This is a genomic window from Enterobacter sp. CPE_E863 (assembly GCF_046521465.1).
Classification (GTDB): Bacteria; Pseudomonadota; Gammaproteobacteria; order Enterobacterales; family Enterobacteriaceae; genus Enterobacter; species Enterobacter adelaidei.
In genome coordinates this window covers 613,277-637,654 of record NZ_JBKFZX010000001.1, presented here as the reverse complement: position 1 = coordinate 637,654, position 24,378 = coordinate 613,277, and the positions used below count along the sequence as shown (strand labels likewise).

The window sequence follows — 24,378 nt, the reverse complement described above, 5'->3', positions numbered from 1 at the left end:
GGGCGGTTAACGTTTACCCCTGCTCCCCCATCATCTCCTTCACCAGCTCGACGCAGCGCAGGAAACGGGAGTCGTAGTCTGACTCTTCAACATGCACAAACTCAACGTTGTTCTCATTGAGCATATCCACCAGCATGGTCTGGAATTCCCGCCTGTCCACGGAGCTGCCGAGGCTGCGCATCCCGTCGGCCACCCACGGGGTGTTGTTTTCCAGCAGGATCACCAGGTCAAAGCGGTATTCATCGATCAGCGCCTGCACGAACGGGTGCTCGCGCCCTTCGTACTTTTTACAAAACGCCTGGGTGGTGACGAAATCAGTATCAATGAATGCCACTTTATTGGCATATTTCACCGCGAAATCAATGTACTGGGCATGACCGAGCGCTATTTTGTCGTAGTCGGAATACTGCAGCGCCATCTCGTCGCCGCCCAGATGGGAAAAGACATAGTCACGCCCGTACTCCCACGCGCTGGTGGTATTGAAGATATTCGCCAGCTTGTTGACCAGCGTTGATTTCCCGCTCGACTCACCGCCCAGAATGGCGACGGTACGCACAAAGAACGGTTTCACTTCAGTTGGGATGTAATCCCAGTAGCGGAACGGGTTTTCGCGGATTTGCGCCCCACTGATGTTCATAAACGTTCGTTTCGGATCAATCAGCACCGTTTCAATACCCAGATGCTCGCGGAACTGCGGCGCGTCTGACTCTTCAGAGGTGTAGATCCAGTTAGGCGCAATACCCTTATCTTCCATGAACGCTTTGACGCCGTTGCTCCACACGTCCCAGCCGTGTGGATACGGCTCCATGCCTTCTTCATTAAAGGCATGGATGCGGATATTTTTCTGATACTTGAAGGTCTGGAGCAGCCAGCGCAGACGGTCCGGCACGGTTGGCTGCTGCGACATGGCGCTGTCTTCAAACAGTTGGCGATCGCGGGTTTCGTCATACCCCATGATGATGTGCAGCTCATCCACCTGGCTACAGGCGCGCTGAATCAGATAGATGTGCCCGGTATGCAGCGGGTAAAACTTGCCGAATACCACGCCGATATTCTTTTGCATACGCGGGAATTCAAGCCCCAGAAAGCGATGTAACGCCTCAAGCTTTTGCGCGCTGGGACTTTTGATTTTGGCGTTCAGCAGTTGGCTCAGGTAGCCTTTGGTCATTCCGCTGGCGTCCGCCACCTGCTGTAACGTGCAGCCCTTCTGGCGGATTGCGGTCTTAATGTAGTCAAATGATGACATAAATTACGGTGCCTCCTGCAAAATCGAATACGTAATTATAAGTCGTCAAAGACATTTAACGCATCTGCGAGTTTCTTAACGCCAAAAACCTGCATCCCTTCCGGGATTTTTTTCGGCACGTTAGCGGCGGGTACAATCGCCCGGCGGAAGCCGTGTTTTGCCGCCTCGGAGATACGCTCCTGGCCGCTTGGCACCGGACGGATCTCTCCAGCCAGACCGACCTCACCAAATACCACCAGATCCTGCGGCAGCGGCCTGTCTCGCAGGCTGGAGACCATCGCCAGCAGCAATGCGAGGTCTGCACTGGTCTCAGTGACTTTAACGCCGCCCACCACGTTAACGAAGACGTCCTGATCCGCCATCTGCAGCCCGCCGTGACGGTGCAGCACCGCCAGCAGGATCGCCAGGCGGTTCTGTTCCAGACCGACCGCCACGCGCCGTGGGTTGCCCATCATCGACACGTCCACCAGCGCCTGAATTTCAACGAGCAGCGGGCGCGTCCCTTCCCACAGCACCATCACCGAGCTGCCGGAGGTTATTTCATCGCCGCGACTCAGGAAGATGGCCGACGGGTTGCTAACTTCGCGTAGCCCCTGCTCGGTCATGGCAAATACGCCCAGTTCGTTCACCGCCCCGAAGCGGTTTTTATGGCTACGCAGGGTACGGAAGCGGGAATCTGCGTCGCCGTCGAGCATCACGGAGCAGTCGATACAGTGTTCGAGCACCTTCGGCCCCGCCAGCGAGCCGTCTTTGGTGACGTGGCCGACCATCACAATCGCCACGCCGCGCGTTTTAGCAAAGCGCGTCAGATAGGCCGCGGTTTCACGCACCTGCGCCACGCTGCCTGGCGAGGACTGAATGTCCGCCATGTGCATCACCTGGATGGAGTCGATAACCATCAGCTTCGGCTGCTCTTCTTCGGCAATCATGCAGATCTGCTCGATGCTGGTTTCGGAGAGCATGTTCAGATTGCCGGTTGGCAGGCCAAGGCGGTGCGCGCGCATTGCTACCTGCTGCAGGGACTCTTCCCCCGTGACGTACAGGGTTTTCATCTGCTCGGCGAGCTTACAGAGCGTTTGCAGCAGCAGGGTTGATTTACCCGCGCCCGGGTTACCGCCGATCAGGATGGCGCTGCCCGGCACCACGCCGCCGCCGAGCACGCGGTCAAACTCTTTGAACCCGGTGGAGAAGCGCGGCAGCTCTTCGAGGCTGATATCCGAGAGCTTTTGCACCTTCGCCACGCCCGCGTTACCGGCGTAACCGCTCAGGCGCTCGTTGCGCGCCACGCTCGGCGAAGCCGCCACACCACGCACTTCGGTGATGGTGTTCCAGGCATGACAGGCGCTGCATTGCCCCTGCCAGCGCGGATAATCCGCACCACATTCATTACAGACAAATGCGCGTTTTGGAGCTTTCGCCACGGTTTACCTCGTTATTTCTGATTAAGGCTGCCAGAGAGAATGCAGAACACCCCCATCAGGTCAGCATGACGGATAGTAACTTCCGTCTTTTCGTTCACTTTCGGCTTAGCATGATAGGCAATGCCAAGCCCGGCTGCTTTGATCATCGGCAGATCGTTCGCGCCATCGCCGATGGCGACAGTCTGGACGTGCGGAATTTCATATTTTTCCGCCAGACGGGTAAGGGTGTTAGCTTTGTACTGCGCGTCCACGATATCGCCGATCACCTGGCCGGTCAGCTTGCCATCCATGATCTCCAGCTCGTTGGCCACAACGGTGGTCAGATGCAGTTTTTCCCGCAAATAATCCGCGAAGAAGGTGAAGCCACCGGAGGCGATCGCGACTTTCCAGCCTAACGACTGCAGCTTCAGTACCAGCTGCGTCAGCCCTGGCATCAGCGGCAGCACGTCGCGTACCTGACGCAGAATGTTGGCATCGGCCCCTTTCAGGGTCGCCACGCGCTGTCTCAGGCTGGCGGTGAAGTCCAGTTCTCCGCGCATCGCACGCTCGGTGACTTCTGCCACCAGATCGCCGCTGCCTGCCAGTTTCGCAATCTCGTCAATACACTCGATCTGAATGGCGGTAGAGTCCATATCCATCACCAGCAGGCCCGGCGTTTTCAGGTGAGGAATTTTACCCAGCGGGGCAACGTCCAGCCCGGCGTCATGCGCCAGGCGTGTCGCACGTTGCGTCAGGGAGCCTGCCAGACGAATGACCTGATAATCCTCGACACACCAGGCGGCGACAATGACCATCGCGGCACCCAGTTTGGTTTGATATTGGGTAAGGCGTTGCTTATCCAGGCCGCGTCCGTACAGCAGCCAGCCGCTACGGCCAGCGTGGTAATCCAGAGGCATCACCTCATCGCCACTAAGAGAGAGCGGCAATCCTGGCCATAAAGAGACATCCGTTGGCAGGTCACACCAGGTAATGTTCGGCATTAAAGCTCCTGTAATTTCGTTCGCGCCGGAAGGTTCCAGAGGGAAAATAACGCATGAGGCTACCTTGTAACCATCACTTCTGGCAACATTAAGCCCTAAATTTTCAGCAGGTGGAATATGGCTCGCGCAAAACTGAAATTCCGGCTTCATCGCGCCGTGATTGTCCTTTTCTGTCTCGCACTCCTCGTGGTGCTGATGCAGGGGGCGTCGTGGTTTAGCCAGAATCATCAACGGCAACGTAACCCACAGTTTGAAGAGCTGGCCCGCACGCTGGCGCGTCAGGTGACACTCAACGTCGCACCCTATATGCGTACCGAGACGCCGGACGATAAACGAATCGGTCAGGTCTTACGTCAACTCACTGAAAACAGTCGTATTCTGGATGCGGGCGTTTATGACGAGCAAGGTGACCTGATTGCCCGCGCCGGCGAACATGTCGACGTGCGCGACAGGCTGGCGCTGGACGGCAAAAAAGCCGGAGGCTATTTCAACCAGCAGATTGTCGAACCTGTCCAGGGTAAAAATGGCCCACTGGGGTATCTACGTATGACGCTCGACACTCACACCCTGCCAACCGAAGCTAAACAGGTGGATAACACCACCAATATTCTCCGCCTGATGCTGCTGCTCTCTCTGGCAATTGGCGTCGTGCTGGCGCGCACGCTGCTTCAGGGCAAACGCACCCGCTGGCAACAGTCGCCGTTCCTGCTGACCGCAAGCAAGTCTATCCCCGAAGAGGAAGAGAGCGAGAAGAAAGATTAATGATAAAGTAGGCGGACGACCCGGAAAAGGAACTCTGCCATGACGACTTTACGCCTGCTTATCTCTGACTCTTACGATCCCTGGTTTAATCTCGCGGTAGAAGAGTGCATCTTCCGCCAGATGCCCGCCACCCAACGTGTACTATTTCTCTGGCGCAACGCGGATACGGTGGTCATCGGTCGTGCGCAAAACCCGTGGAAAGAGTGCAATACGCGGCGTATGGAAGAGGACAACGTCCGCCTGGCGCGCAGAAGCAGCGGCGGCGGCGCGGTGTTTCACGATCTGGGCAATACCTGCTTTACCTTTATGGCGGGCAAACCGGAGTACGACAAAACCATCTCAACATCCATCGTCCTGAACGCCCTCAATGCGCTCGGCGTGACGGCAGAGGCCTCCGGGCGTAACGACCTGGTGGTGAAAACCGTTGAAGGCGACCGGAAAGTCTCGGGTTCGGCTTACCGCGAAACGATGGATCGCGGGTTCCACCACGGTACCCTTCTTCTGAACGCCGATCTCAGCCGTCTGGCGAACTATCTGAATCCCGATAAGAAAAAGCTGCAGGCCAAAGGGATTACCTCCGTTCGCGGACGCGTGGCAAATCTGGTGGAACTGCTGCCGGGGATTACTCACGAGCAGATTTGCGATGCGATCCGTGACGCTTTCTTTGAACATTACGGCGAGCGCGTGGAAGCAGAAGTGATCTCCCCAGACAAAACCCCGGATCTGCCCAACTTTGCCGAGACGTTTGCCCGTCAGAGCAGTTGGGAGTGGAACTTCGGTCAGGCTCCTGCATTTTCTCACCTGCTGGATGAGCGTTTTACCTGGGGCGGCGTGGAGCTGCATTTTGACGTGGAGAAAGGCCATATCACCCGCACGCAGGTGTTTACCGATAGCCTGAATCCGGCACCGCTGGAAGCACTTGCGGCACGTGTACAGGGCTGTTTGTATCGGGCGGATATGCTGCAACAGGAATGCGAGGTGTTGATCGAGGATTTCCCGGAGCAGAAAAATGAGCTGCGGGAGCTGTCAGCGTGGATTGCACAGGCCGTGCGCTAGGTGCGGTCTGGTACCCTAACCCCGCCCCTCTCCCACAGGGAGAGGGGCGGAAGAGACAGAATTACTCTTTATCGCCCAGCAGAACGGATTCCAGCGCGATTTTGATCATGTCGTTGAAGGTGGTCTGACGCTCGGCAGCGGTGGTCTGCTCGTGGGTACGGATGTGGTCAGACACGGTGCAGATGGTCAGCGCTTTCGCACCAAACTCAGCCGCCACACCGTAGATGCCCGCAGCTTCCATTTCCACGCCCAGGATGCCGTATTTTTCCATCACGTCGAACATCTCGCCGCCGTCTGGCGCATAGAACAGGTCAGCAGAGAAGAGGTTACCTACGCGAGCGTCAACGCCCAGCGCTTTTGCTGCGTCAACGGCGTTACGCACCATGCCAAAGTCTGCAATCGCAGCAAAGTCATGATCTTTGAAACGCATGCGGTTGACTTTGGAATCGGTGCAGGCACCCATACCAATGACCACATCACGCAGTTGAACGTCCATGCGCACAGCGCCGCAGGAGCCCACACGGATGATTTTCTTCACGCCGAAATCGGTGATCAGCTCTTTGGTGTAGATGGAGCAGGATGGGATACCCATACCGTGGCCCATAACGGAGATTTTGCGGCCTTTGTAAGTCCCGGTGAAGCCCAGCATGCCGCGAACGTTGTTCACTTCACGCACGTCTTCGAGGAAAGTTTCTGCAATGTGCTTCGCGCGCAGCGGGTCACCCGGCATCAATACGACGTCAGCGAAATCACCCATTTCTGCGTTAATGTGAGGAGTTGCCATCTTCAGTTCCTTTTAAATTGTTTATTCTTTTCACCCTCTCCCTGTGGGAGAGGGTTGGGTGAGGGCATCAGACCGCACCCAACATGATTCAGAACATGGCCTTGCCATATTCCATGTCGGACGTACCAAAGTATTTCGCCAGGGTCTGGCCGATATCCGCGAAGCTTTCACGGTGACCAAGGGAGCCTGGTTTCACTTTCGGGCCGTACACCAGCACAGGAATGTGCTCACGGGTGTGATCGGTACCGGTCCAGGTTGGGTCACAGCCGTGGTCCGCCGTCAGGATCAGAATGTCATCTTCACCCACCAGTTCCATCAGCTCCGGCAGACGGCGGTCGAACAACTCCAGGCCCGCTGCATAACCGGCAACATCACGACGGTGGCCCCAGGAAGAGTCGAAGTCGACGAAGTTGGTGAAAACAATGGTCTTGTCACCCGCCTCTTTCATCTCTTTGATGGTGGCATCAAACAGCGCGTCCAGACCGGTGGCTTTCACTTTCTTGGTGATGCCGCAGTTGGCGTAGATATCCGCAATTTTACCCACGGACACCACGTGACCGTCTTTCTCTTCAACCAGCTTCTGCAGCACGGTTGGTGCCGGTGGCTCAACGGCCAGATCGTGACGGTTACCGGTACGCTGGAAGTTACCCGCTTTGTCGCCGATAAACGGACGTGCGATAACGCGACCAATGTTGTATCCGCCTTCGGTCAACTCTTCACGAGCGATTTCGCACAGTTCGTAAAGTTTATCCAGGCCGTAGGTTTCTTCGTGACAGGCAATCTGGAACACGGAGTCAGCAGAGGTATAGAAAATCGGTTTGCCGGTTTTCATGTGCTCTTCACCGAGCTCATCCAGGATCACGGTACCGGAAGAGTGGCAGTTACCGAGGTAGCCCGGCAGGTTTGCACGCTTAACCAGCTTGTCCAGCAGTTCCTGCGGGAAGCTGTTCTGATGATCGGAGAAGTAGCCCCAGTCGAACAGAACCGGCACACCGGCGATTTCCCAGTGTCCAGACGGGGTGTCTTTACCGGAAGAAAGCTCGTGAGCCCATGCGTAGGCACCCACCACTTCCGCGTTGCCGTCCATACCTGCTGCAATTTTACCGGTAGAACCTTCATGCGCTTTCACCAGACCCAGGCGGGTCAGGTTGGGTAGAGTCAGAGGGCCTTTACGACCTTTATCCGCTTCGCCTTTGGCACAGGCTTCCGCGATGTGACCCATGGTATCGGAACCCACGTCACCAAAACGTTCTGCATCTTCGGTTGCGCCGATGCCGAATGAGTCCAGCACCATAATAAATGCACGTTTCATAATTGTTCTCCGTACGTAGTGCTTAAAAATGATTGATCAGATCAGTATACCGCTATTCAGTGATACGACGATAGACCGTTGGTGTGCTTTCCGGTGCTTTATCGTCGAGTGTAATGGCCGCTTTAACCGCTTTCGCCGCTTCCTGCCAGCTGGCTTCATCTTTGGCGTGGATCACCGCCAGCGGACGTTGTCCGTCGACGCTGTCGCCCAATCGGGCCATATCGGTAAAGCCGACGCTGTAATCAATCATGTCCGATGCCTGGCGACGACCGCCGCCCATTGAGACAACCGCCATGCCGAGTGCACGGGTATCCATGGCTGAGACAAAGCCTTCGCTATCGGCATAAACCGCTTTACTGAGCGTCGCCGTTGGCAGGTATTTCGCGTAGTTTTCCACGAAATCAGTTGGACCTTTCTGCGCCGCCACCATGCGACCAAAGATCTCCGCCGCTTTGCCGTTATCCAGCACCGCCTGCAGTTTCGCGCGCGCGTCTGCATCATCTTTGGCAAGCTTGCCGGAGATTAACATCTCAACGCACAGTGCCATGGTGACGTCGAACAGACGCGGGTTGCGGTATTCACCGGTCAGGAATTGTACGGCTTCACGCACTTCAACCGCATTACCTGCACTGGAGGCCAGAACCTGGTTCATGTCGGTGAGCAGTGCAGTGGTGCGCACGCCGGCACCGTTGGAGACGCCAACGATCGCTTCGGCAAGCTGGGCAGAAAGTTCATAGGTTGGCATAAACGCGCCGCTACCTACTTTTACATCCATCACCAGCGCGTCCAGCCCTTCGGCCAGTTTCTTCGCCAGAATAGAGGCGGTGATCAGCGGGATGGAGTCAACGGTCGCGGTGATATCGCGGGTGGCATAGAAACGCTTATCTGCTGGAGCAAGAGAGCTGGTCTGGCCGATAATCGCCACACCAACGTCTTTAATAATGTCGCGGAAGCGGTTGTCATCCGGGAAGATATCGAAGCCCGGAATGGCTTCCAGTTTGTCGAGCGTACCACCGGTATGGCCGAGGCCGCGCCCGGAGATCATCGGGATGTAACCCCCACAGGCCGCCACCATTGGGCCGAGCATCAGGGAAGTCACATCACCTACGCCACCTGTGGAGTGCTTGTCCACAATCGGGCCGTTAAGGTTCAGGCTCTTCCAGTCCAGAACGGTTCCTGAATCTCGCATCGCCATCGTCAGCGAGACCCGCTCAGGCATCGACATATCGTGGAAGAAAATGGTCATCGCCAGCGCAGCGATCTGCCCTTCAGAGACGGTGTTATCACGAATGCCGTTGATAAAGAAGCGGATCTCTTCGTCGCTTAATGCATGACCATCACGTTTTTTACGAATAATTTCTTGTGCGAGAAACACGGTAACCTCCCGAAATAAGCCGGGATCGCTTCGCGTCACCCGGCAATTCAAACCTTAGTAGCTGCTTGTGCTCTTACCATCGCCGTGACCCAGCGCTTTCAGCAGGCTGGCCAGCAGGCTAGATGCGCCAAAGCGATAGTGACGGGAATCTGCCCATTCAGCGCCGAACAGTTCATCCGCGATGGCCAGGAACTGTTGCGCATCTTCCGCGGTACGTACGCCGCCCGCAGGTTTAAAACCAACCGTTTTGGACACGCCCATATCGCGGATCACTTCCATCATGATGCGTGCGCTTTCCGGGGTGGCGTTAACCGGCACTTTACCCGTAGAGGTTTTGATGAAATCAGCACCCGCCTTGATGGAGATTTCAGATGCTTTACGAATCAGGGCTTCTTCTTTCAGCTCACCGGTTTCGATGATCACTTTCAGCAGTACGTTTGCCGCAGCACACGCATCTTTACAGGCTTTCACCAGGTCAAAACCGACCTGCTCGTTGCCCGCAATCAACGCACGGTATGGGAATACCACGTCAACTTCATCTGCACCGTAAGCAATAGCTGCGCGAGTTTCTGCCAGCGCAATCTCGATATCGTCGTTGCCGTGCGGGAAGTTAGTCACGGTTGCAATACGCACGTCCGGCGTGCCCTGCTCTTTCAGCGTTTTACGGGCAATCGGGATAAAGCGCGGGTAGATACAGATAGCAGCGGTGTTACCGACGGGCGTTTTCGCCTGATGGCACAGGGCGATGACTTTTTCATTGGTGTCGTCATCGTTCAGGGTGGTCAGGTCCATCAGTTTCAACGCGCGCAGGCTGCTTGCAGTTAAATCGGTCATAACATTCTCCAACGGCAGTGCCGTATAAATTTTACCTTGCGGGTCTGTGAGTATTCTAACATTCACCCGCATCCACACTTCGACATTCATCACAGTTAATGAAAACTACGTACAAATTTGCATTACTGTAATGAGATCTTCTTCAAATTTTATCGTGCTAATTGCTGACGAAAGCAGCAATACCCCCTGTCGGATCAAAAGCCACAACAGGCTGGCTTCCTACAATCCGTTCATCATCCGCAGAATAAACAAGGAAGCGATCATGTCCCACTCCAGCCCCGACGCCCTGCAACAACGTTGCCAGCACATTGTGACAAGCCCGGTGTTAACCCCGGAACAAAAACGTCATTTCCTGGCGCTGGAAGCGGAAAACAACCTGCCTTATCCTGAACTCCCTCAGGCAGCGCGCGCCGCGCTGGACGAGGGGTTTATCTGCGACATGTTCGAAGGCCACGCACCTTACAAACCCCGCTATGTTCTGCCGGATTACGCAAAATTTTTGGCTAACGGCTCAGAATGGCTGGAGCTGGAAGGCGCGAAAGACCTGGATGACGCTCTTTCACTACTCACCATTCTTTACCACCATGTGCCATCCGTAACATCCATGCCTGTCTATCTGGGCCATCTTGATGTGTTACTGCAACCGTATGTTAGAATTCTAACACAAGAAGAGGTTGATAGCCGAATAAAACGTTTCTGGCGCTATCTCGACCGAACGCTGCCGGATGCATTTATGCACGCAAACATCGGGCCTGCTGACGGCCCCATCACCCGTGCCATTCTGCGTGCCGATGCAGAGCTGAAGCAGGTCGCGCCGAACCTCACCTTTATCTACGACCCAGATATTACCCCGGGCGATTTGCTGATTGAGGTGGCAAAAAACATCTGTGAATGCAGTAAACCGCATATTTCTAACGGCCCTGAAAATGATAAAATTTTCACAAAAAGCCGTTACGGCGTGGTGAGTTGTTACAACTCCCTGCCGCTTGCGGGCGGTGGCAGCACCCTGGTACGCCTTAACCTCAAAGCCATTGCTGAACGCAGCACTTCCATTGAAGACTTCTTCACCCGCACGCTCCCGCATTACTGCCGGCAGCAAATTGCTATCATCGATTCACGCTGCGATTTCCTGTACGAGCAATCTGGCTTCTTTGAGAATAGCTTCCTGGTAAAAGAGGGGCTGATTGATGCCGATCGGTTTGTGCCGATGTTTGGGATGTACGGTCTGGCAGAAGCGGTGAACATACTTTGCGAAAAGGAAAGTATTGCGGGGCGCTACGGTAAAGACGAGCAGGCCAACGCGCTGGGCTACCGCATCAGCGGGCAGCTTGCGGCATTTGTGGAAAACACGCCGGTGAAACACGGCTGGAAGCACCGCGCGATGCTCCACGCGCAGTCGGGGATCAGCTCTGACTCCGGCACCACGCCGGGGGCGCGCCTGCCCTATGGGGATGAACCGGATCCGATCAACCATCTGCTGGCCGTAGCGCCGCATCATAAATACTACCACTCAGGGATCAGCGATATTTTGACCCTGGATGAGACGGTAAAACGCAACCCGCAGGCGGTGGTTCAGCTATGTCTTGGTGCGTTCAGAGCCGGTATGCGTGAATTCACCGCGAACGTAGCCGGTAACGATCTGGTACGCGTGACCGGGTATATGGTGCGCTTGTCAGATCTTGAAAAATACCGTGAAGCCGGATCGCGTACTAATACCACGTGGCTTGGAGAAGAAGCCGCGCGTAACACCCGCATCCTCGAACGTCAGCCGCGCGTGATTAGCCATGAACAGCAGATGCGCTTTAGTTAGTCAGGTTATCCCTTTCTCCTGCGTGGACGGGCCGGGCAGCCGCCTGGCTCTTTTCCTGCAGGGATGTAACCTGCGTTGTAAAACCTGCCACAACCCGTGGACGATCGGCCGCTGCAACGACTGCGGTGACTGCGTGCCCCACTGTCCGCACGACGCGCTGACCATTCATGCCAGGCGCGTCTGGTGGCAGGAGAGTGACTGCCAGCAGTGCGACACCTGCCTCCGCCAGTGCCAGCAGCAGGCAACGCCCATGGCGCATCGCTTTAGCGTGGAGGAGATCCTCGCGCAAATCCGCAGAGCTGCACCCTTTATTGAGGGTATTACGGTGAGTGGCGGTGAGGCTACCACGCAACTTCCTTTTCTGATCGCGCTTTTCACGGCGATCAAAACGGATCCCACGCTGAATCATCTAAGCTGCCTGGTGGACAGCAATGGCCTGTTAAGTGAAACCGGCTGGCAGAAACTCCTGCCGGTGCTGGATGGCGCGATGCTGGATCTAAAAGCATGGGGAAATGAGCATCACCGTTTCCTGACCGGACGCGAAAACCCACAGATTAAACAAAGCATTCGCTGGCTGGCCGATCGTCACCGTTTGACGGAACTGCGCTTACTGGTCATCCCGGATCGGTGCGATTATCTGGAACAGATCAAACCGCTGACGACATTTATCCACGGGCTTGGAAACGTCCCGGTGCGAATCAACGCGTTTCATGCACAGGGGGTTTATGGCGAAGCGGCGTCATGGCGCAGCGCTACACCGGAAGACGTTGAGCCGCTGGCGCTCGCGCTGGAAAAACAGAAGATAACCGTGATCCGTCCGGCGCTTTACCTATAGCGTAATGCCAAATACCGAACGGGTATTCTCAAGCAGCGCATCGGCAATCACCTCTTCAGGCTCCTTTCGCAGTTCACACAGGGTGGTAAACACGCGCGCCGCTTGTTCCGGGCGATTCGGCTGGCCCTGAAAACCATTCAGCGGCATATCCGGCGCGTCGGTTTCCAGCAGAAGCGCCGACAGCGGCAGCTGTGCCATTACGTCCCGGGTTTTACTGGCACGCGGATAAGTGATGGTGCCACCCACGCCAATTTTATAGCCCAGTTCGGTAAAACGCTGCGCCTGCTGCAGGCTGCCGGAGAAACCGTGTACGACACCTCTCCGTGGTAGATCGATGCGTTTCAGGTGCATCGCCAGCTTATCGTGCGTGCGTCTTGAGTGGAGGATCACGGGCAGATCGTAACGCTTGGCCAGCCTGAGCTGCGCATCAAGGATCGTCTGCTGACGCTCAAACTGCGGCTCCTCACGGTAAAGATCGAGGCCGATCTCACCGATGGCGACAAGTTTGTCTCCCGCGGTCTGCAGTACCTCATCAAGCCTCTCAATGTGCTCATCAAGATGTCGCTCAATGACAATCGGATGGAGGCCGAGCGCGGCATAGAGCGCGGGATGTCGTGTGGCAAGCTCCAACACACGGGAAAAGTAAGCAGCTTCCACTGACGGCACAATGATGGCCTGAACGCCTGCTTCGGCAGCTTTCGCAATACTTTGCTCTTCATCCCCCGTAAACGGTGGAAAATCAAAGTGGCAGTGGGTATCGACAAAGCAGTGCGTCACGCCAGATCCTCGTTATCCAATAGAGCGTCATTCGCCTGCGGAATATCCACCAGCGGCATCGTCAGGGTATCGTTAGCGACAATCGCAGGCGGCATAATAATACGTTTATGCCGATGTAGCGGTGGTTGCTCCGCCAGCATTTTCCCCACTGTCGCCAGGAAGTAACGGCCGCACAGCCGGCCCGTTTTATAATCTGCACGCAACGCCGGGACGCGGCTGCCCAGCGCCATACTGACCAGCGGCTTAGGTGGATAGATTTCAAAAATACGCAGTTTTCCCGGCGGTTTTTCAATGAAACGCTGCATCGCGCCGTAGGTGGTTTCATGCTGTTTAGCGATGTTCACCAGCGGTTGCAGGCTGCTGTCGCCTAACCAGCGCTCCATGCGTTTAAACCACTGCGGGGTGTAGTACATTTGCGACGGTACGGTACGGATCACCACAATAGTTTTCGCTCCGCGCCGGGCAGCTTCCTGCACTGGCACTGCGTCACTGATCCCCCCATCCAGATAACTGATGCCATCCAGCTGCGCACCGGTACGATAAAAACCGGGAATGGCACTCGAGGCACGAATGATATCCAGCCAGTTCTCCTTCTGCGGAGAGAAATACCCCGGTGAATAATCATCTCCCCGGCTGGCACACATCCAGAATTCTTTCCCGCCATCAAACAGGCGCGCTGCAGTGTCCATAGCCAGCGGCATCTGGCTGGAGGTGGATTCCAGCAACCAGTCGAGATCGATCAGATTGCCGCCACGCACAAAGCGTACCGGATTAAAAAATTCTTTCGCCGTGGTATAGCGCATTATCACTTTTCGCGCATAACCAGGCTGGTTACAGACATAGGCAGACAGGTTCTGTGCCCCGGCTGAGGTGCCGAAGTAAAGGTCAAACGGGTTGAACTGCGCGCGCATAAATTCATCCAGCACGCCCGCAGTGAAAATGCCACGCTGCCCGCCCCCCTCACAGACCAGCGCGAGCTGGCCTGCACGAAACGGCTTTAACGTTAGCGGCGCGATATTGCCGAGCGTAACGGGAATTCGTTGCCCCACCTCTGCCTTCCTGTTCTGGTTATTCTGTAACAACACAGTAACGCACACGACCTGCAACGCAAATAAGAAAAAGCCAGTCGCAGTGACTGGCTTTTTTTTGTTGAAGGAATATTGCGTTTGCTACGGACGTCGACGTCCGGTAAACAGGCTGACCAGGAACAGAATAATACCGACGACAAAGACAACTTTTGCTGCCCATGCCGCAGTACCCGCCAGTCCACCAAAGCCCAATGCGGCGGCAATTAACGCGATAACCAGAAATATAATGCCCCAACGAAACATAAGCCTCTCCTTTACCATAGTTAATGTCGGCCGCTAAACGTGAGCGCTCAGGTCACTCACCGGCGTTTTCCAGAGTCGTTCTTATTTTCGCCCGCTGGTTTTAGCCAGACGGGCGAATGGTCCAGATTTACTTCGTTTTCAGATCGTTTTTAACGCTTTTCACGCCATCAATCGCTTTCGCGATGGACTCGGCACGTTCACTTTGCGCCTGCGAATCTACCGTACCGGAGAGCTGAACCACACCATCGGTGGTTTCCACTTTCACCTTACGGGACGGCACAATGTCATCTGCTAAAAGTTTAGCTTTGATTTCGCTAGTGGTGGCTGCATCACCGGCATAACCTTTCACCGACGCGTTTTTGCTGTCACGTACGTGCAGCTTATCGCTGACGGACGCAACGCCTTCGACGCCTTTCGCCACTTTCACCGCCTGTTCGGCCTGAGCCTGGCTTTCAACAAAGCCACTCAGCGTGACCACTTTCTTGTCGGTCTTAACGGATATATCGGTGCTCTTAATGGCTTCATCATCCACCAGTGCGGCTTTCACTTTTGCTGTGATTGAGCTGTCATCCATGAAATTGCCGACTTTATTCATAGAGCTATCGATTTTTTGCCCTGCGGTATCGGCCGTGGACTGTGCTTTATCCATGGTGCTGCTTTCCGCCAGAGCGGAACCGCTCACCAAAACGCTACCCAGGGTTACAGCCAGCAGAGTTTTCGAAATCTTCAGTCTTGTCATATTCATCGATCTATTCCTGTGTTTACCCGTTATTCGGGCTACATACTTCCTTAGTAGTTTTATATATTGCGAATAAACGCACGGGCAAAATGGATAACCTAAAGTCATGCATTGAACAGTTAATTTATCCAAGCCCGGCGTTAAACACTGAGTTAAATATAGATCACTCTCACAGAGCCGCTTTCAGAATTGGGTAAAAAACGCGCGAATAGCGAGAAATTGCGTTGAATTAAGAACATTCCGCAAGGGATTAATAAGACAGGAATTAAAGAAGAGCACGGCGGCAGCCGTGCTCTGAGAGGGGATTAGTGTTCGCGGGTTTTGCGGAACTGAACATCAGGATAGCGTTCCTGAGTCAGGTTCAGGTTAACCATGGTTGGGGCGATGTACGTCAGGTTATCGCCACCATCGAGCGCCAGCTGAATTTCGTTCTTACGCTTAAATTCTTCGAATTTCTTCACGTCAGAACACTCAACCCAGCGCGCGGTCGCCACGTTCACCGATTCGTAAATCGCTTCCACGTTGTATTCGCTCTTAAGACGAGCCACCACCACGTCAAACTGCAACACACCCACCGCGCCAACGATCAGATCGTTGTTTGCGATTGGGCGGAACACCTGTACCGCGCCCTCTTCGGAAAGCTGTACCAGGCCTTTCAGCAGCTGTTTCTGCTTCAGCGGATCGCGCAGACGAATACGGCGGAACAGCTCCGGTGCGAAGTTCGGGATACCGGTGAACTTCATCATTTCGCCCTGGGTGAAGGTATCACCGATCTGGATGGTGCCATGGTTGTGGAGACCGATGATGTCGCCCGGGTACGCCTCTTCAACGTGCGAACGGTCGCCCGCCATAAAGGTCAGCGCATCGGAGATCACCACGTCTTTACCGATACGCACCTGGCGCAGCTTCATGCCCTTTTCATATTTACCGGACACTACGCGCATAAAGGCCACGCGGTCGCGGTGTTTCGGGTCCATGTTGGCCTGAATTTTAAACACGAAACCGGTGAACTTCTCTTCCTGTGCTTCCACTTCACGGGTGTCGGTTTTACGTGGCATCGGCTGCGGCGCCCACTCCACCAGACCGTCAAGCATGTGGTCAACGCCGAAGTTACCCAGCGCGGTACCAAAGAATACCGGCGTGATTTCACCGCTCAGGAACAGCTCTTTGTCGAACTCATGAGACGCGCCTTTCACCAGCTCCAGCTCGTCGCGCAGCTGTGCGGCCAACTCTTCACCTACCGCCGTATCCAGATCCGGGTTATCCAGACCTTTCACGATGCGCACTTCCTGGATAGTGTGGCCTTTACCGGTCTGATACAGGTAAGTTTCGTCTTTATAAAGGTGGTAAACCCCTTTGAACAACTTGCCACAGCCGATTGGCCAGGTGATTGGTGCACAGGCGATTTTCAGCTCGTTTTCCACTTCATCCATCAGCTCCATCGGATCACGGATGTCACGGTCGAGTTTGTTCATGAAGGTGAGGATCGGCGTATCGCGCAGACGGGTCACTTCCATCAGCTTACGGGTCCTGTCTTCTACACCTTTTGCGGCGTCGATCACCATCAGACAGCAGTCAACCGCCGTCAGCGTACGGTAGGTATCTTCGGAGAAGTCTTCGTGCCCCGGGGTGTCCAGCAGGTTCACCAGGCAGTTGTGATACGGGAACTGCATCACGGAGGTGGTAATCGAAATACCACGCTGCTTTTCCATCTCCATCCAGTCAGATTTTGCGTGCTGGCTGGAGCCACGGCCTTTAACGGTACCCGCAGTCTGGATCGCCTGTCCGAACAGTAACACCTTCTCGGTGATGGTCGTTTTACCGGCATCCGGGTGCGAGATAATGGCAAAAGTGCGGCGCTTGGCCACCTCTTGCAGATAAGGAGACAACGTCATAATTAAATCTTCTTTTATAAGCGCGGCAGCACGCCACGCATCATGGAATACGAATTTGCGGCTATTTTACCCATCAATGGGGGGCAGGCAATCATTGTTTACACAGGAGTTGCTCCAGTTCGTTCAACGACGTCACGGTCCAGGTCGGTTCGATACCTTCAGGCTTCACGCGACCGTGCGCATTCAGCCAGACGGTCGACAAGCCCGAGTTCATGCCACCCAGAATATCCGACTCAGCGGTGTCACCTACCATCAGTACCCGTTCGCGGTCAGGATTGCCTGCCTGCGCCAGCGCGTAATCAAAAATACGCGGATCGGGTTTTGGTACGCCCACTTCTTCTGAAATCACCAGCGCATCGAAATGATCGCGCAGGCCGGTACGTTCAAGACGGATTTGCTGTAATGCGGTAAACCCGTTGGTAATGATGCCCAGTTTCGCCTTGCCTTTCAGAGAATCAAGCAGGGAAACCGCACCCGGCAGCGGCGCGCAGATATCGGCCATCGCATTCAGGAAGGCATCGTTCAGCGTCCCCGGACTCACCTTTAAACGTTCCGCCCAGACGTCAAAACGCTGATGCTGAAGTTGTAACGCGGTGATGGCACCGTTCTGGTAATCCACCCACAGCGGTTTATTCACCGCCTGATAGTCCTGAAAATCCTCTGCGGTGAAGGTTACGCTATAGTCGAGAAACATCCGCTGTAGACCACCGAACGCGTCGAACGTAAACAACGTTTCATCGGCATCAAAGAAAATCCAGTCCCATTTCATCGTTACAACCTTATTTTCGTTATCCAATCGGCAGAGCCATTATGATGGCGTCTTCACGTCCCTCTGCGGTGGGGTAATAGTTACGGCGGATTGTCGCCTCATTAAAGCCTAAGCTTTCATAGAGCGCGATGGCGGCGACGTTCGATGCGCGCACTTCCAGCCACAGGGTGAAAACGTCACGGGTTTCGAGCTCACGGATGAGGTGCTCAAGCAGTTCTCTTCCCAGCCCACGACGCTGAAACGCAGGATCAACCGCGATATTAAACAGCGTCGCTTCATCAAGAACAACCTGCGTAATCGCGAAGGCGGCCATGGTGCCGTCAACGTCCAGGCGGTAATTCAGATACCGCTCGCCCTGATTGCTGGCGAAGGTTTTTTCGCTCCACGGAAACGCGTGGGCGCGTGTTTCAATCGCAAACGCTGTGGTCAGGTCAGGCGTCGTGAGGGAAGAAATCGTGTTCATATTCGCAGATTTGTTGCCATAGCGCGCAACGCGCTTTTGGGTTGGCTTTCAGTTCGTCCAGCGCTGGCGAGCAGATCTGGCTCCCCTTTAGGGGGATTTCGTTTGTCTCTCCGATACGCCAGCTGTTACAGCGGCTATCAGGAGGAAGCATCGCGACCCGTTCTGGCGTCAGCTGTAAAACCTGGTCGGCCGTCAGCTTCAGGCTGCGAAGGACATCACCGATCAGGGGTTCATTCAGGGCAGGCAGTTCTTCCGCCACCATCACCAGGCGAACGTGCGCCGGGATGGAGATGGCGATTTCGCCCTGCAACGCCGTCGGGCGACGCAAAGCCCACTGGGTGATACCCAGTTGCTGCAACTGCCAGTCTCGTCGGGATGTCATAGGGAAAACTCCTGTCTCTCAGGCGCGCAAATATAGCAAATGTGTCGAAAGTGCGCCATCTACCTACTATAATCCCCGCCTGAGTTTATTGAGGAACAATTCATGTCTGCATTTACCCCGGCAAGTGAAGTCTTGCTGCGTCACAGTGATGATTTCGAAGAAAGCCGTATTCTGTTTGCCGGAGATATGCAGGATGACCTGCCCGCACGTTTCGAATGTGCTGAAAGCCGTGCCCACACCCAATATTATCACCACTGGCAGGTCCTGAGCCGCCAGATGGGCGAGCGCGCGCGCTTTAGCCTGGTGGCGGAGCAGAGCGATATCGCCGACTGCGATACGCTGATTTACTACTGGCCGAAGAATAAACCGGAAGCCCAGTTCCAGCTGATGAACCTGCTCTCCCTGCTGCCGGTCGGCTGCGATATTTTTGTGGTGGGTGAGAACCGCAGCGGCGTGCGTAGCGCTGAACAAATGCTGGAAGGCTACGCGCCGCTGAATAAAGTCGACAGCGCTCGCCGCTGTGGTCTGTACCATGGCCGTCTGGAAAAACAGACTTCGTTTGATGCACAAGCTTACTGGGACGAGTATCAGCTTGACGGTCTGACCATCAAAACCCTGCCGGGCGTGTTCAGCCGTGACGCGCTGGATACGGGTAGCAAACTGCTGCTCTCCACCCTGACGCCGCACACCAAAGGTAAAGTGCTGGACGTGGGCTGTGGCGCGGGGGTACTTTCAACAGTTCTTGCCAGCCATTCGCCAAAAGTGCGTTTAACCCTGTGTGATGTGAGCGCGCCAGCGGTAGAAGCCAGTCGCGCAACGCTTGCCGCAAACGGAATCGAAGGCGAAGTGATTGCCAGTAACGTCTTCTCCGACATTACGGGTCGTTTCGACATGATTATCTCCAACCCGCCGTTCCATAATGGCATGGAGACCAGCCTTGAAGCTGCGCAAACGCTGATCCGTGGCGCAGTTCGTCACCTTAACAGCGGTGGAGAGCTGCGCATCGTGGCTAACGCCTTCCTGGCGTACCCGAAAGTGCTGGACGAAACCTTCGGCTTCCACGAAGTGATTGCTCAGACCGGTCGCTTTAAGGTTTACCGCACCGTGATGACACGTCAGGCCAAAAAATAATCTCTAATCCTGTAGGCCGGAGAAGCGCAAGCGCTATCCGGCTCCACATGGCATCACCATCGGCCATTTTTCCAGCAATCAAGGTGTCGCGCGCACTTTTCTGTTGACGTAAAGCTGAAAACATCTAGAATGCGCCTCCGTGGTTACGATACTTTTACAGTATCGATGGTATGCGAAGGTGGCGGAATTGGTAGACGCGCTAGCTTCAGGTGTTAGTGTCCTTACGGATGTGGGGGTTCGAGTCCCCCCCCTCGCACCATAAATCACGTTGATATTGCTCGCACTGGGCGAAGGTGGCGGAATTGGTAGACGCGCTAGCTTCAGGTGTTAGTGTCCTTAGGATGTGGGGGTTCGAGTCCCCCCCCTCGCACCAACGAGGCGATATCAAAAATAGTAAGATGACTGTGCGAAGGTGGCGGAATTGGTAGACGCGCTAGCTTCAGGTGTTAGTGTCCTTACGGATGTGGGGGTTCGAGTCCCCCCCCTCGCACCAATTATCTTACAGCCCTTCTGAAGCTCTTCTTTTTTCTGTTATTTCAAACTCATCAGTATCACCAGAATTCCACTAACCAGTGCAACGCACGATGGCAGTAGAACAAAGTGGCGTAACTGCTTATGCCATATCATTCCTGACGTGACTAATAATCCTGACACAATGATGGCTTTCCAGACATTGATGGAGAGATCGGCAAACATCAAACCGCCGAGAATCACTCCCGGCAGTAATACACCCCAACCACTTCCCAGCGCCCTGTTCAACATGACTCGCCCTCTCAAATCGATAATGATAACCAGTATCATATGAAATAAATTATCATTTGTCAGCATGGCGAATCAAAAACCATCGACCTTTACCTTTCCCATAATGACAGGAATTGCCTAAGGTGATAAATTGCACACCTGTTAACTACACCTAAAGATTTTCTGATAATTATTCTTTGAGTTTTTTACTTTTTTAATTGCGACACCACACCTATTTATTTGTTTTAATTAAATTTTAATAAAAACGTACTACTATGACATCACAATCCTGGCGGTCTTTGGTTCACAGAAAATATCAATTATCGTTACGTTTATTTTTATTCCTGAACGCAACATCAGCCGTGTTCTCGGTAACAAATCCACTTAATTCTGTGCGCGTGTTCTCTTTCCCTCTGATTGCTATTTTCTCCATCAGCACTGGCCTGCTCGCCTGGCACTGGAAGAAGAGGACACGGAAGATCAATATTCCTGTTATTTCAGGGATTTTCGGTATTTTGTGGGCCTGGCAAATTGTCTCAAAATTTTCACTAATTACTCACGACCATATGACGTATTTGATAATAGCGCTATTAACGGTGCTTTTTATCGGTACGCTGGCATTTGCCAGTAATATTGTGGCATTCATACTGCACTCATTACCCACCTTTATTGTCTGCCTGTGGTTAGGTAACCACGATATATGGCTGAGAATAGCCTATTCTTTCGCACTTCCTGTGGTGGCAATTGCTATTCATAACATTTTGCAAAGACGTAACGATCGCTTTGCTCAGGAGCTGCTCTCTCGCTTACTGGAAGAACGGGAAACCCTCACCGATCTCAGCATGATGGATCCCCTTACCGGACTCTATAATCGTCGCGGCCTGCAAAGCCGTCTGGAGAACTTGCCAGCGGTTGAAAACGGCGAACACTTTGTCCTGCTGATGGATATCGACCACTTCAAGGCCTATAACGACCACTACGGCCATATGATGGGCGATCAGGCATTGAAACGCGTCTCTGCGGCAATTCGCGACGCCGTGCGTTCTCGCGATATTGTGGCGCGTTTTGGCGGGGAGGAGTTTATGGTGCTGCTGACCAATATTTCACTCGAACATGCCCGCCAGACGGCAGAGCGGATCCGTCAGAAAGTCTACGATTTGAAAATCCCGCATCTGTTCAACGAAAGCGTTGCGACAAATGTCACCATCAGCATTGGTATTGCTATTTTCGAGGATGAAGACGTGGAAGGCGCGCTGGAAAAAGCGGACAAAGCTCTCTACGAAGCCAAGCATATGGGACGCAATAATATTCTGCTTAGTGAAGGCCTTCAGTCGGCTTAAGCGCGAGGTCGTTTAACCAGGACAAAAGTCTTGCCATCGGTTTGAGTAATAGTTAGGATTGGCAATCATTATCATTTAGATTTCCATCCATACTATGGCCACTCAGACCGCACACATTGCTGAACCAATCCTCTGGCGAGCCCCCCTCGCCAGTGGGAATGCTTCGCTTGCGGATGCCATACGGGATAAGATTGCGAAAACTCGTGCTCATCTGCTGGACTTTATCCGGCTTGATGAAGCGCACCCGCAGCACGCCATGACGCTTGCTGAGTGGCGGCAACCAGCCCAACTGCAATCATTGCTGGCCACCTATTCCGACCATATCTATCGTCATCAACCCACCCTTAAGCGGGAAAATAAACCCCTGCTCTCTCTCTGGGCGCAGTGGTATATCGGGCTGATGGTGCCTCCCCTCATGCTGGCGCTGTTAACGCAAAAGAGCATGCTGGAACTCTCGCCGGATAATTTCCATGTCGAGTTTCACGAAACCGGGCGTGCAGCCTGTTTCTGGATTGATCTCCACGAAGACCAGGCCGCAGAGCCACTTTCTGCTCAGGAGCGTATGGAGCAGCTTATCACTCAGGCTCTGATTCCGGTGGTTAATGCCCTTGAAGAGACGGGTGAGATTAACGGGAAACTTATCTGGAATAATACCGGGTATTTAATCCACTGGTATTTAACGGAAATGAAGCCTCTGCTTGGTGATGAGATCGTTGATGCCCTGCGTCAGTCCTGTTTCTTTGCAAAACAACTTTCTGATGGCAGTGAAAACCCGTTATTCCGTTCCGTAGTTCTCCGTGACGGACTTCTGGTTCGTCGCACCTGCTGCCAGCGCTATCGCCTGCCGGACGTTAAGCAGTGCGGGGATTGCACGCTGAAATAGTGCACTGAATTGCCCGGTGGCGCTTCGCTTACCGGGCCTACAAAAACCTCAACTCGTAGGCCGGGTAAGGCGTAGCCGCCACCCGGCACAACGCTTTTAAGCCACCTGCTGATTTTCCTCTTCCGCGTTACGCTGCGCTTCCTCGGCTTCCTGCTCCAGCAGCTGCTTCTCGTAGACTTTGAAGAATGGGAAGTAAATTATTGCTGATACGCAGGCCAGAACAACAACCAGAATGGCTGCGCGGAAATCCCAGCCAAGGGCCCATGCGGCGCCAATCGGAGCGGGTGCCGTCCAGGGCACGACTGAAATGACACGGCCAATCAGATCAAATGACATCGCCGCCCAGGCCAGCACGGCGTTCACCATGGGTGCCAACAGGAACGGAATAAAGAACACTGGGTTCATCACAATCGGCGTACCGAAAATGACAGGTTCGTTAATGTTAAAGAAGCTTGGTACCACGCTTAAACGCCCAATAGAGCGTAAATGTGCTGAACGACTGCGCAGATAGCAAATCACCAGTCCCATTGTGGCTCCCGACCCGCCAATCACGATAAAGAACGTCCAGAATGCTTCCATAAAAATATGCGGCAGAGGCTGACTGGCAGCCAGCGCAGTCTGGTTAGCCCCCAGGTTAGTCAACCAGAACATCTGTAACATCCCGGAGACAATGGCGGCTCCGTGGATCCCGGCGAACCAGAGCAAATGACCAATCAACACAGCTAACAGAATCGCAGGCAGCGAGTCCGCAGCAGAAACCAAAGGCTTAAAGACTGACATAATCGCCTGCGGGATCAGCATGTCAAACTGAGACTGAATAATCAGGCTCAGCGGATAGAGCGTCAACACCACAACCAGCACCGGGATCAGCAGGTCGAAAGAGTTTTTGATCATCGGGGGAACCTGGTCTGGCAGGCGAATACCAATGTTATGCGCTTTAAGGAAACGCATCATCTCAACGCAGTAAATAGCCACCAGAATCGCGGTAAAGATGCCCGTCCCGCCCAGGCTGTCCACAGGAAGTGTGCCTTTGGTTTTAGGTGCTGCGACCAGGAGAAACGCCATCAGCGACAGCATGGCGCACATAAATGGGTCTAACTGATGCGATTTGACATAGTGTTTGCCAAGGTTATAGGCAATGGCCGCACAGATATAAATGGACATAATACCCATTGTCATATCAAACGGCGTCAGGATCTGACCTTCAAATTGCTTCGCCATATCCAACCAGGCGCGCGCAAAACCCCAGGTGGTATCAGGCGAAAACGGTGGGTAAGCGAACACTAACAAAAATGAGCCGACAATCATAAATGGCATCGCGGAGATGAACCCATCACGAATAGCCATAACATGACGCTGGGAAGAGATGCGCCCGGCAATTGGGCTAACGTAATTTTCAACAAAACGGAATATCAGGTTAAACGCAGCATGGTTGGCAGACATGGCAGATCTCCTGTCAGACGTTTGTTACGGGCACATTCGTGCCACACGTTGTTCCATAAATCAGCTTCA

24 protein-coding genes and 3 tRNA genes are annotated in these 24,378 nt (G+C 54.1%); 10 read left to right on the top strand and 17 right to left on the bottom strand.

The window, feature by feature from the left end; genetic code table 11:
* Positions 1 to 13: 13 nt before the first annotated feature.
* From nadR to serB, 3 genes are read right to left on the bottom strand one after another with little or no spacing between them, the layout of a single operon-like run.
* Positions 14 to 1,246 (bottom strand): multifunctional transcriptional regulator/nicotinamide-nucleotide adenylyltransferase/ribosylnicotinamide kinase NadR, encoded by a 1,233-nt coding sequence (gene nadR / locus ACLHV8_RS03020; protein ID WP_208594006.1) that lies wholly within the window; start codon positions 1,244 to 1,246, stop codon positions 14 to 16.
* 35 nt (positions 1,247 to 1,281) lie between these two features.
* Positions 1,282 to 2,667: a DNA repair protein RadA gene (radA, locus tag ACLHV8_RS03015; protein WP_014068810.1), complete on the bottom strand. Its 1,386-nt coding sequence runs from the start codon at positions 2,665 to 2,667 to the stop codon at positions 1,282 to 1,284.
* Positions 2,668 to 2,678: 11 nt separating this feature from the next.
* Positions 2,679 to 3,647 (bottom strand): phosphoserine phosphatase, encoded by a 969-nt coding sequence (gene serB / locus ACLHV8_RS03010; RefSeq protein ID WP_028016602.1) that lies wholly within the window; start codon positions 3,645 to 3,647, stop codon positions 2,679 to 2,681.
* Positions 3,648 to 3,764: 117 nt separating this feature from the next.
* Here serB and ACLHV8_RS03005 point away from each other — a divergent pair, with 117 nt between their 5' ends.
* A complete protein-coding gene (locus tag ACLHV8_RS03005) occupies positions 3,765 to 4,409 on the top strand; it encodes a YtjB family periplasmic protein (protein ID WP_028016601.1) in 645 nt (214 codons plus the stop codon).
* Between the two features lie 39 nt (positions 4,410 to 4,448).
* The gene (gene lplA, locus ACLHV8_RS03000) at positions 4,449 to 5,465 is read left to right on the top strand and encodes a lipoate--protein ligase LplA (protein WP_208594007.1); all 1,017 of its coding nucleotides are present in this window, start codon (positions 4,449 to 4,451) and stop codon (positions 5,463 to 5,465) included.
* 61 nt (positions 5,466 to 5,526) lie between these two features.
* Here the strand turns inward: lplA and deoD are convergent, their stop codons facing one another.
* From deoD to deoC, 4 genes are all read right to left on the bottom strand, one after another.
* Positions 5,527 to 6,249 (bottom strand): purine-nucleoside phosphorylase, encoded by a 723-nt coding sequence (deoD, locus tag ACLHV8_RS02995; protein ID WP_028016599.1) that lies wholly within the window; start codon positions 6,247 to 6,249, stop codon positions 5,527 to 5,529.
* A gap of 88 nt (positions 6,250 to 6,337) precedes the next feature.
* Positions 6,338 to 7,561 (bottom strand): phosphopentomutase, encoded by a 1,224-nt coding sequence (deoB, locus tag ACLHV8_RS02990; protein WP_028016598.1) that lies wholly within the window; start codon positions 7,559 to 7,561, stop codon positions 6,338 to 6,340.
* Positions 7,562 to 7,613: 52 nt separating this feature from the next.
* A complete protein-coding gene (gene deoA / locus ACLHV8_RS02985) occupies positions 7,614 to 8,936 on the bottom strand; it encodes a thymidine phosphorylase (protein WP_049005216.1) in 1,323 nt (440 codons plus the stop codon).
* 54 nt (positions 8,937 to 8,990) lie between these two features.
* On the bottom strand, positions 8,991 to 9,770 hold the full coding sequence (gene deoC, locus ACLHV8_RS02980) for a deoxyribose-phosphate aldolase (RefSeq protein WP_208594008.1): 780 nt from the start codon (positions 9,768 to 9,770) through the stop codon (positions 8,991 to 8,993).
* A gap of 262 nt (positions 9,771 to 10,032) precedes the next feature.
* Between deoC and ACLHV8_RS02975 the strand changes: the two genes are divergently transcribed.
* Positions 10,033 to 11,580 carry a YjjI family glycine radical enzyme gene (locus tag ACLHV8_RS02975; RefSeq protein ID WP_208594009.1) on the top strand — a complete coding sequence of 516 codons (1,548 nt, stop codon included), beginning with the start codon at positions 10,033 to 10,035 and terminating at the stop codon, positions 11,578 to 11,580.
* Positions 11,555 to 12,415, top strand: coding sequence for a YjjW family glycine radical enzyme activase (locus tag ACLHV8_RS02970; protein WP_208594010.1), 861 nt, complete (start codon positions 11,555 to 11,557; stop codon positions 12,413 to 12,415). Before ACLHV8_RS02975 ends, ACLHV8_RS02970 begins: the two co-directional genes overlap by 26 nt.
* On the opposite strand, the gene ACLHV8_RS02965 is transcribed toward ACLHV8_RS02970, so the two are convergent.
* From ACLHV8_RS02965 to ACLHV8_RS02930, 8 genes are all read right to left on the bottom strand, one after another.
* A complete protein-coding gene (locus tag ACLHV8_RS02965) occupies positions 12,410 to 13,192 on the bottom strand; it encodes a TatD family hydrolase (protein ID WP_208594011.1) in 783 nt (260 codons plus the stop codon). The genes ACLHV8_RS02970 and ACLHV8_RS02965 overlap by 6 nt on opposite strands.
* The gene (locus ACLHV8_RS02960; protein ID WP_208594012.1) at positions 13,189 to 14,241 is read right to left on the bottom strand and encodes a patatin family protein; all 1,053 of its coding nucleotides are present in this window, start codon (positions 14,239 to 14,241) and stop codon (positions 13,189 to 13,191) included. The genes ACLHV8_RS02965 and ACLHV8_RS02960 overlap by 4 nt, the downstream gene beginning before the upstream one ends.
* A gap of 120 nt (positions 14,242 to 14,361) precedes the next feature.
* Positions 14,362 to 14,523, bottom strand: a complete 162-nt coding sequence (locus tag ACLHV8_RS02955) for a DUF1328 domain-containing protein (RefSeq protein WP_032666762.1) — start codon at positions 14,521 to 14,523, stop codon at positions 14,362 to 14,364.
* Positions 14,524 to 14,650: 127 nt separating this feature from the next.
* On the bottom strand, positions 14,651 to 15,268 hold the full coding sequence (osmY, locus tag ACLHV8_RS02950) for a molecular chaperone OsmY (RefSeq protein ID WP_028016591.1): 618 nt from the start codon (positions 15,266 to 15,268) through the stop codon (positions 14,651 to 14,653).
* A 299-nt stretch (positions 15,269 to 15,567) separates the two neighbouring features.
* Positions 15,568 to 17,157, bottom strand: a complete 1,590-nt coding sequence (prfC, locus tag ACLHV8_RS02945; RefSeq protein ID WP_028016590.1) for a peptide chain release factor 3 — start codon at positions 17,155 to 17,157, stop codon at positions 15,568 to 15,570.
* Positions 17,158 to 17,248: 91 nt separating this feature from the next.
* Entirely contained in the window at positions 17,249 to 17,926 is a 678-nt protein-coding gene (gene yjjG, locus ACLHV8_RS02940) for a pyrimidine 5'-nucleotidase (RefSeq protein WP_028016589.1), read from the bottom strand.
* Positions 17,927 to 17,945: 19 nt separating this feature from the next.
* The gene (gene rimI / locus ACLHV8_RS02935) at positions 17,946 to 18,389 is read right to left on the bottom strand and encodes a ribosomal protein S18-alanine N-acetyltransferase (protein WP_023334424.1); all 444 of its coding nucleotides are present in this window, start codon (positions 18,387 to 18,389) and stop codon (positions 17,946 to 17,948) included.
* Entirely contained in the window at positions 18,358 to 18,771 is a 414-nt protein-coding gene (locus ACLHV8_RS02930) for a DNA polymerase III subunit psi (protein WP_208594013.1), read from the bottom strand. The genes rimI and ACLHV8_RS02930 overlap by 32 nt, the downstream gene beginning before the upstream one ends.
* Before the next feature lie 102 nt (positions 18,772 to 18,873).
* Between ACLHV8_RS02930 and rsmC the strand changes: the two genes are divergently transcribed.
* The 4 genes from rsmC to ACLHV8_RS02910 all read left to right on the top strand — a co-directional run bounded on the left by rsmC (position 18,874) and on the right by ACLHV8_RS02910 (position 20,395).
* On the top strand, positions 18,874 to 19,902 hold the full coding sequence (gene rsmC, locus ACLHV8_RS02925) for a 16S rRNA (guanine(1207)-N(2))-methyltransferase RsmC (RefSeq protein WP_208594014.1): 1,029 nt from the start codon (positions 18,874 to 18,876) through the stop codon (positions 19,900 to 19,902).
* A 172-nt stretch (positions 19,903 to 20,074) separates the two neighbouring features.
* Positions 20,075 to 20,161, top strand: a tRNA-Leu gene (locus tag ACLHV8_RS02920).
* A gap of 28 nt (positions 20,162 to 20,189) precedes the next feature.
* A tRNA-Leu gene (locus ACLHV8_RS02915) sits at positions 20,190 to 20,275 on the top strand.
* A 33-nt stretch (positions 20,276 to 20,308) separates the two neighbouring features.
* Positions 20,309 to 20,395: transfer RNA gene (locus tag ACLHV8_RS02910), tRNA-Leu, on the top strand.
* Positions 20,396 to 20,433: 38 nt separating this feature from the next.
* On the opposite strand, the gene ACLHV8_RS02905 is transcribed toward ACLHV8_RS02910, so the two are convergent.
* Positions 20,434 to 20,703, bottom strand: a complete 270-nt coding sequence (locus tag ACLHV8_RS02905; protein ID WP_208594051.1) for a DUF1435 domain-containing protein — start codon at positions 20,701 to 20,703, stop codon at positions 20,434 to 20,436.
* A 215-nt stretch (positions 20,704 to 20,918) separates the two neighbouring features.
* Here ACLHV8_RS02905 and ACLHV8_RS02900 point away from each other — a divergent pair, with 215 nt between their 5' ends.
* On the top strand, positions 20,919 to 21,983 hold the full coding sequence (locus ACLHV8_RS02900) for a GGDEF domain-containing protein (RefSeq protein WP_028016585.1): 1,065 nt from the start codon (positions 20,919 to 20,921) through the stop codon (positions 21,981 to 21,983).
* 94 nt (positions 21,984 to 22,077) lie between these two features.
* A complete protein-coding gene (fhuF, locus tag ACLHV8_RS02895) occupies positions 22,078 to 22,866 on the top strand; it encodes a siderophore-iron reductase FhuF (protein ID WP_208594015.1) in 789 nt (262 codons plus the stop codon).
* Positions 22,867 to 22,962: 96 nt separating this feature from the next.
* On the opposite strand, the gene ACLHV8_RS02890 is transcribed toward fhuF, so the two are convergent.
* A complete protein-coding gene (locus tag ACLHV8_RS02890; RefSeq protein ID WP_028016583.1) occupies positions 22,963 to 24,309 on the bottom strand; it encodes a PTS sugar transporter subunit IIC in 1,347 nt (448 codons plus the stop codon).
* Between the last annotated feature and the right edge of the window lie 69 nt (positions 24,310 to 24,378).

Bases quoted from the DNA above. Each gene is read 5' to 3' on its own strand.
- ACLHV8_RS02970 (WP_208594010.1), top strand. From the start codon at position 11,555: ATGAACAGCAGATGCGCTTTAGTTAGTCAGGTTATCCCTTTCTCCTGC.
- ACLHV8_RS02900 (WP_028016585.1), top strand. From the start codon at position 20,919: ATGACATCACAATCCTGGCGGTCTTTGGTTCACAGAAAATATCAATTA.
- deoD (WP_028016599.1), bottom strand. From the start codon at position 6,249: ATGGCAACTCCTCACATTAACGCAGAAATGGGTGATTTCGCTGACGTC.
- nadR (WP_208594006.1), bottom strand. From the start codon at position 1,246: ATGTCATCATTTGACTACATTAAGACCGCAATCCGCCAGAAGGGCTGC.
- ACLHV8_RS02975 (WP_208594009.1), top strand. From the start codon at position 10,033: ATGTCCCACTCCAGCCCCGACGCCCTGCAACAACGTTGCCAGCACATT.
- lplA (WP_208594007.1), top strand. From the start codon at position 4,449: ATGACGACTTTACGCCTGCTTATCTCTGACTCTTACGATCCCTGGTTT.
- osmY (WP_028016591.1), bottom strand. From the start codon at position 15,268: ATGAATATGACAAGACTGAAGATTTCGAAAACTCTGCTGGCTGTAACC.
- ACLHV8_RS02955 (WP_032666762.1), bottom strand. From the start codon at position 14,523: ATGTTTCGTTGGGGCATTATATTTCTGGTTATCGCGTTAATTGCCGCC.
- ACLHV8_RS03005 (WP_028016601.1), top strand. From the start codon at position 3,765: ATGGCTCGCGCAAAACTGAAATTCCGGCTTCATCGCGCCGTGATTGTC.
- rimI (WP_023334424.1), bottom strand. From the start codon at position 18,389: ATGAACACGATTTCTTCCCTCACGACGCCTGACCTGACCACAGCGTTT.
- fhuF (WP_208594015.1), top strand. From the start codon at position 22,078: ATGGCCACTCAGACCGCACACATTGCTGAACCAATCCTCTGGCGAGCC.
- ACLHV8_RS02930 (WP_208594013.1), bottom strand. From the start codon at position 18,771: ATGACATCCCGACGAGACTGGCAGTTGCAGCAACTGGGTATCACCCAG.
- prfC (WP_028016590.1), bottom strand. From the start codon at position 17,157: ATGACGTTGTCTCCTTATCTGCAAGAGGTGGCCAAGCGCCGCACTTTT.
- ACLHV8_RS02890 (WP_028016583.1), bottom strand. From the start codon at position 24,309: ATGTCTGCCAACCATGCTGCGTTTAACCTGATATTCCGTTTTGTTGAA.
- ACLHV8_RS02905 (WP_208594051.1), bottom strand. From the start codon at position 20,703: ATGATACTGGTTATCATTATCGATTTGAGAGGGCGAGTCATGTTGAAC.
- serB (WP_028016602.1), bottom strand. From the start codon at position 3,647: ATGCCGAACATTACCTGGTGTGACCTGCCAACGGATGTCTCTTTATGG.
- deoC (WP_208594008.1), bottom strand. From the start codon at position 9,770: ATGACCGATTTAACTGCAAGCAGCCTGCGCGCGTTGAAACTGATGGAC.
- deoB (WP_028016598.1), bottom strand. From the start codon at position 7,561: ATGAAACGTGCATTTATTATGGTGCTGGACTCATTCGGCATCGGCGCA.
- yjjG (WP_028016589.1), bottom strand. From the start codon at position 17,926: ATGAAATGGGACTGGATTTTCTTTGATGCCGATGAAACGTTGTTTACG.
- rsmC (WP_208594014.1), top strand. From the start codon at position 18,874: ATGTCTGCATTTACCCCGGCAAGTGAAGTCTTGCTGCGTCACAGTGAT.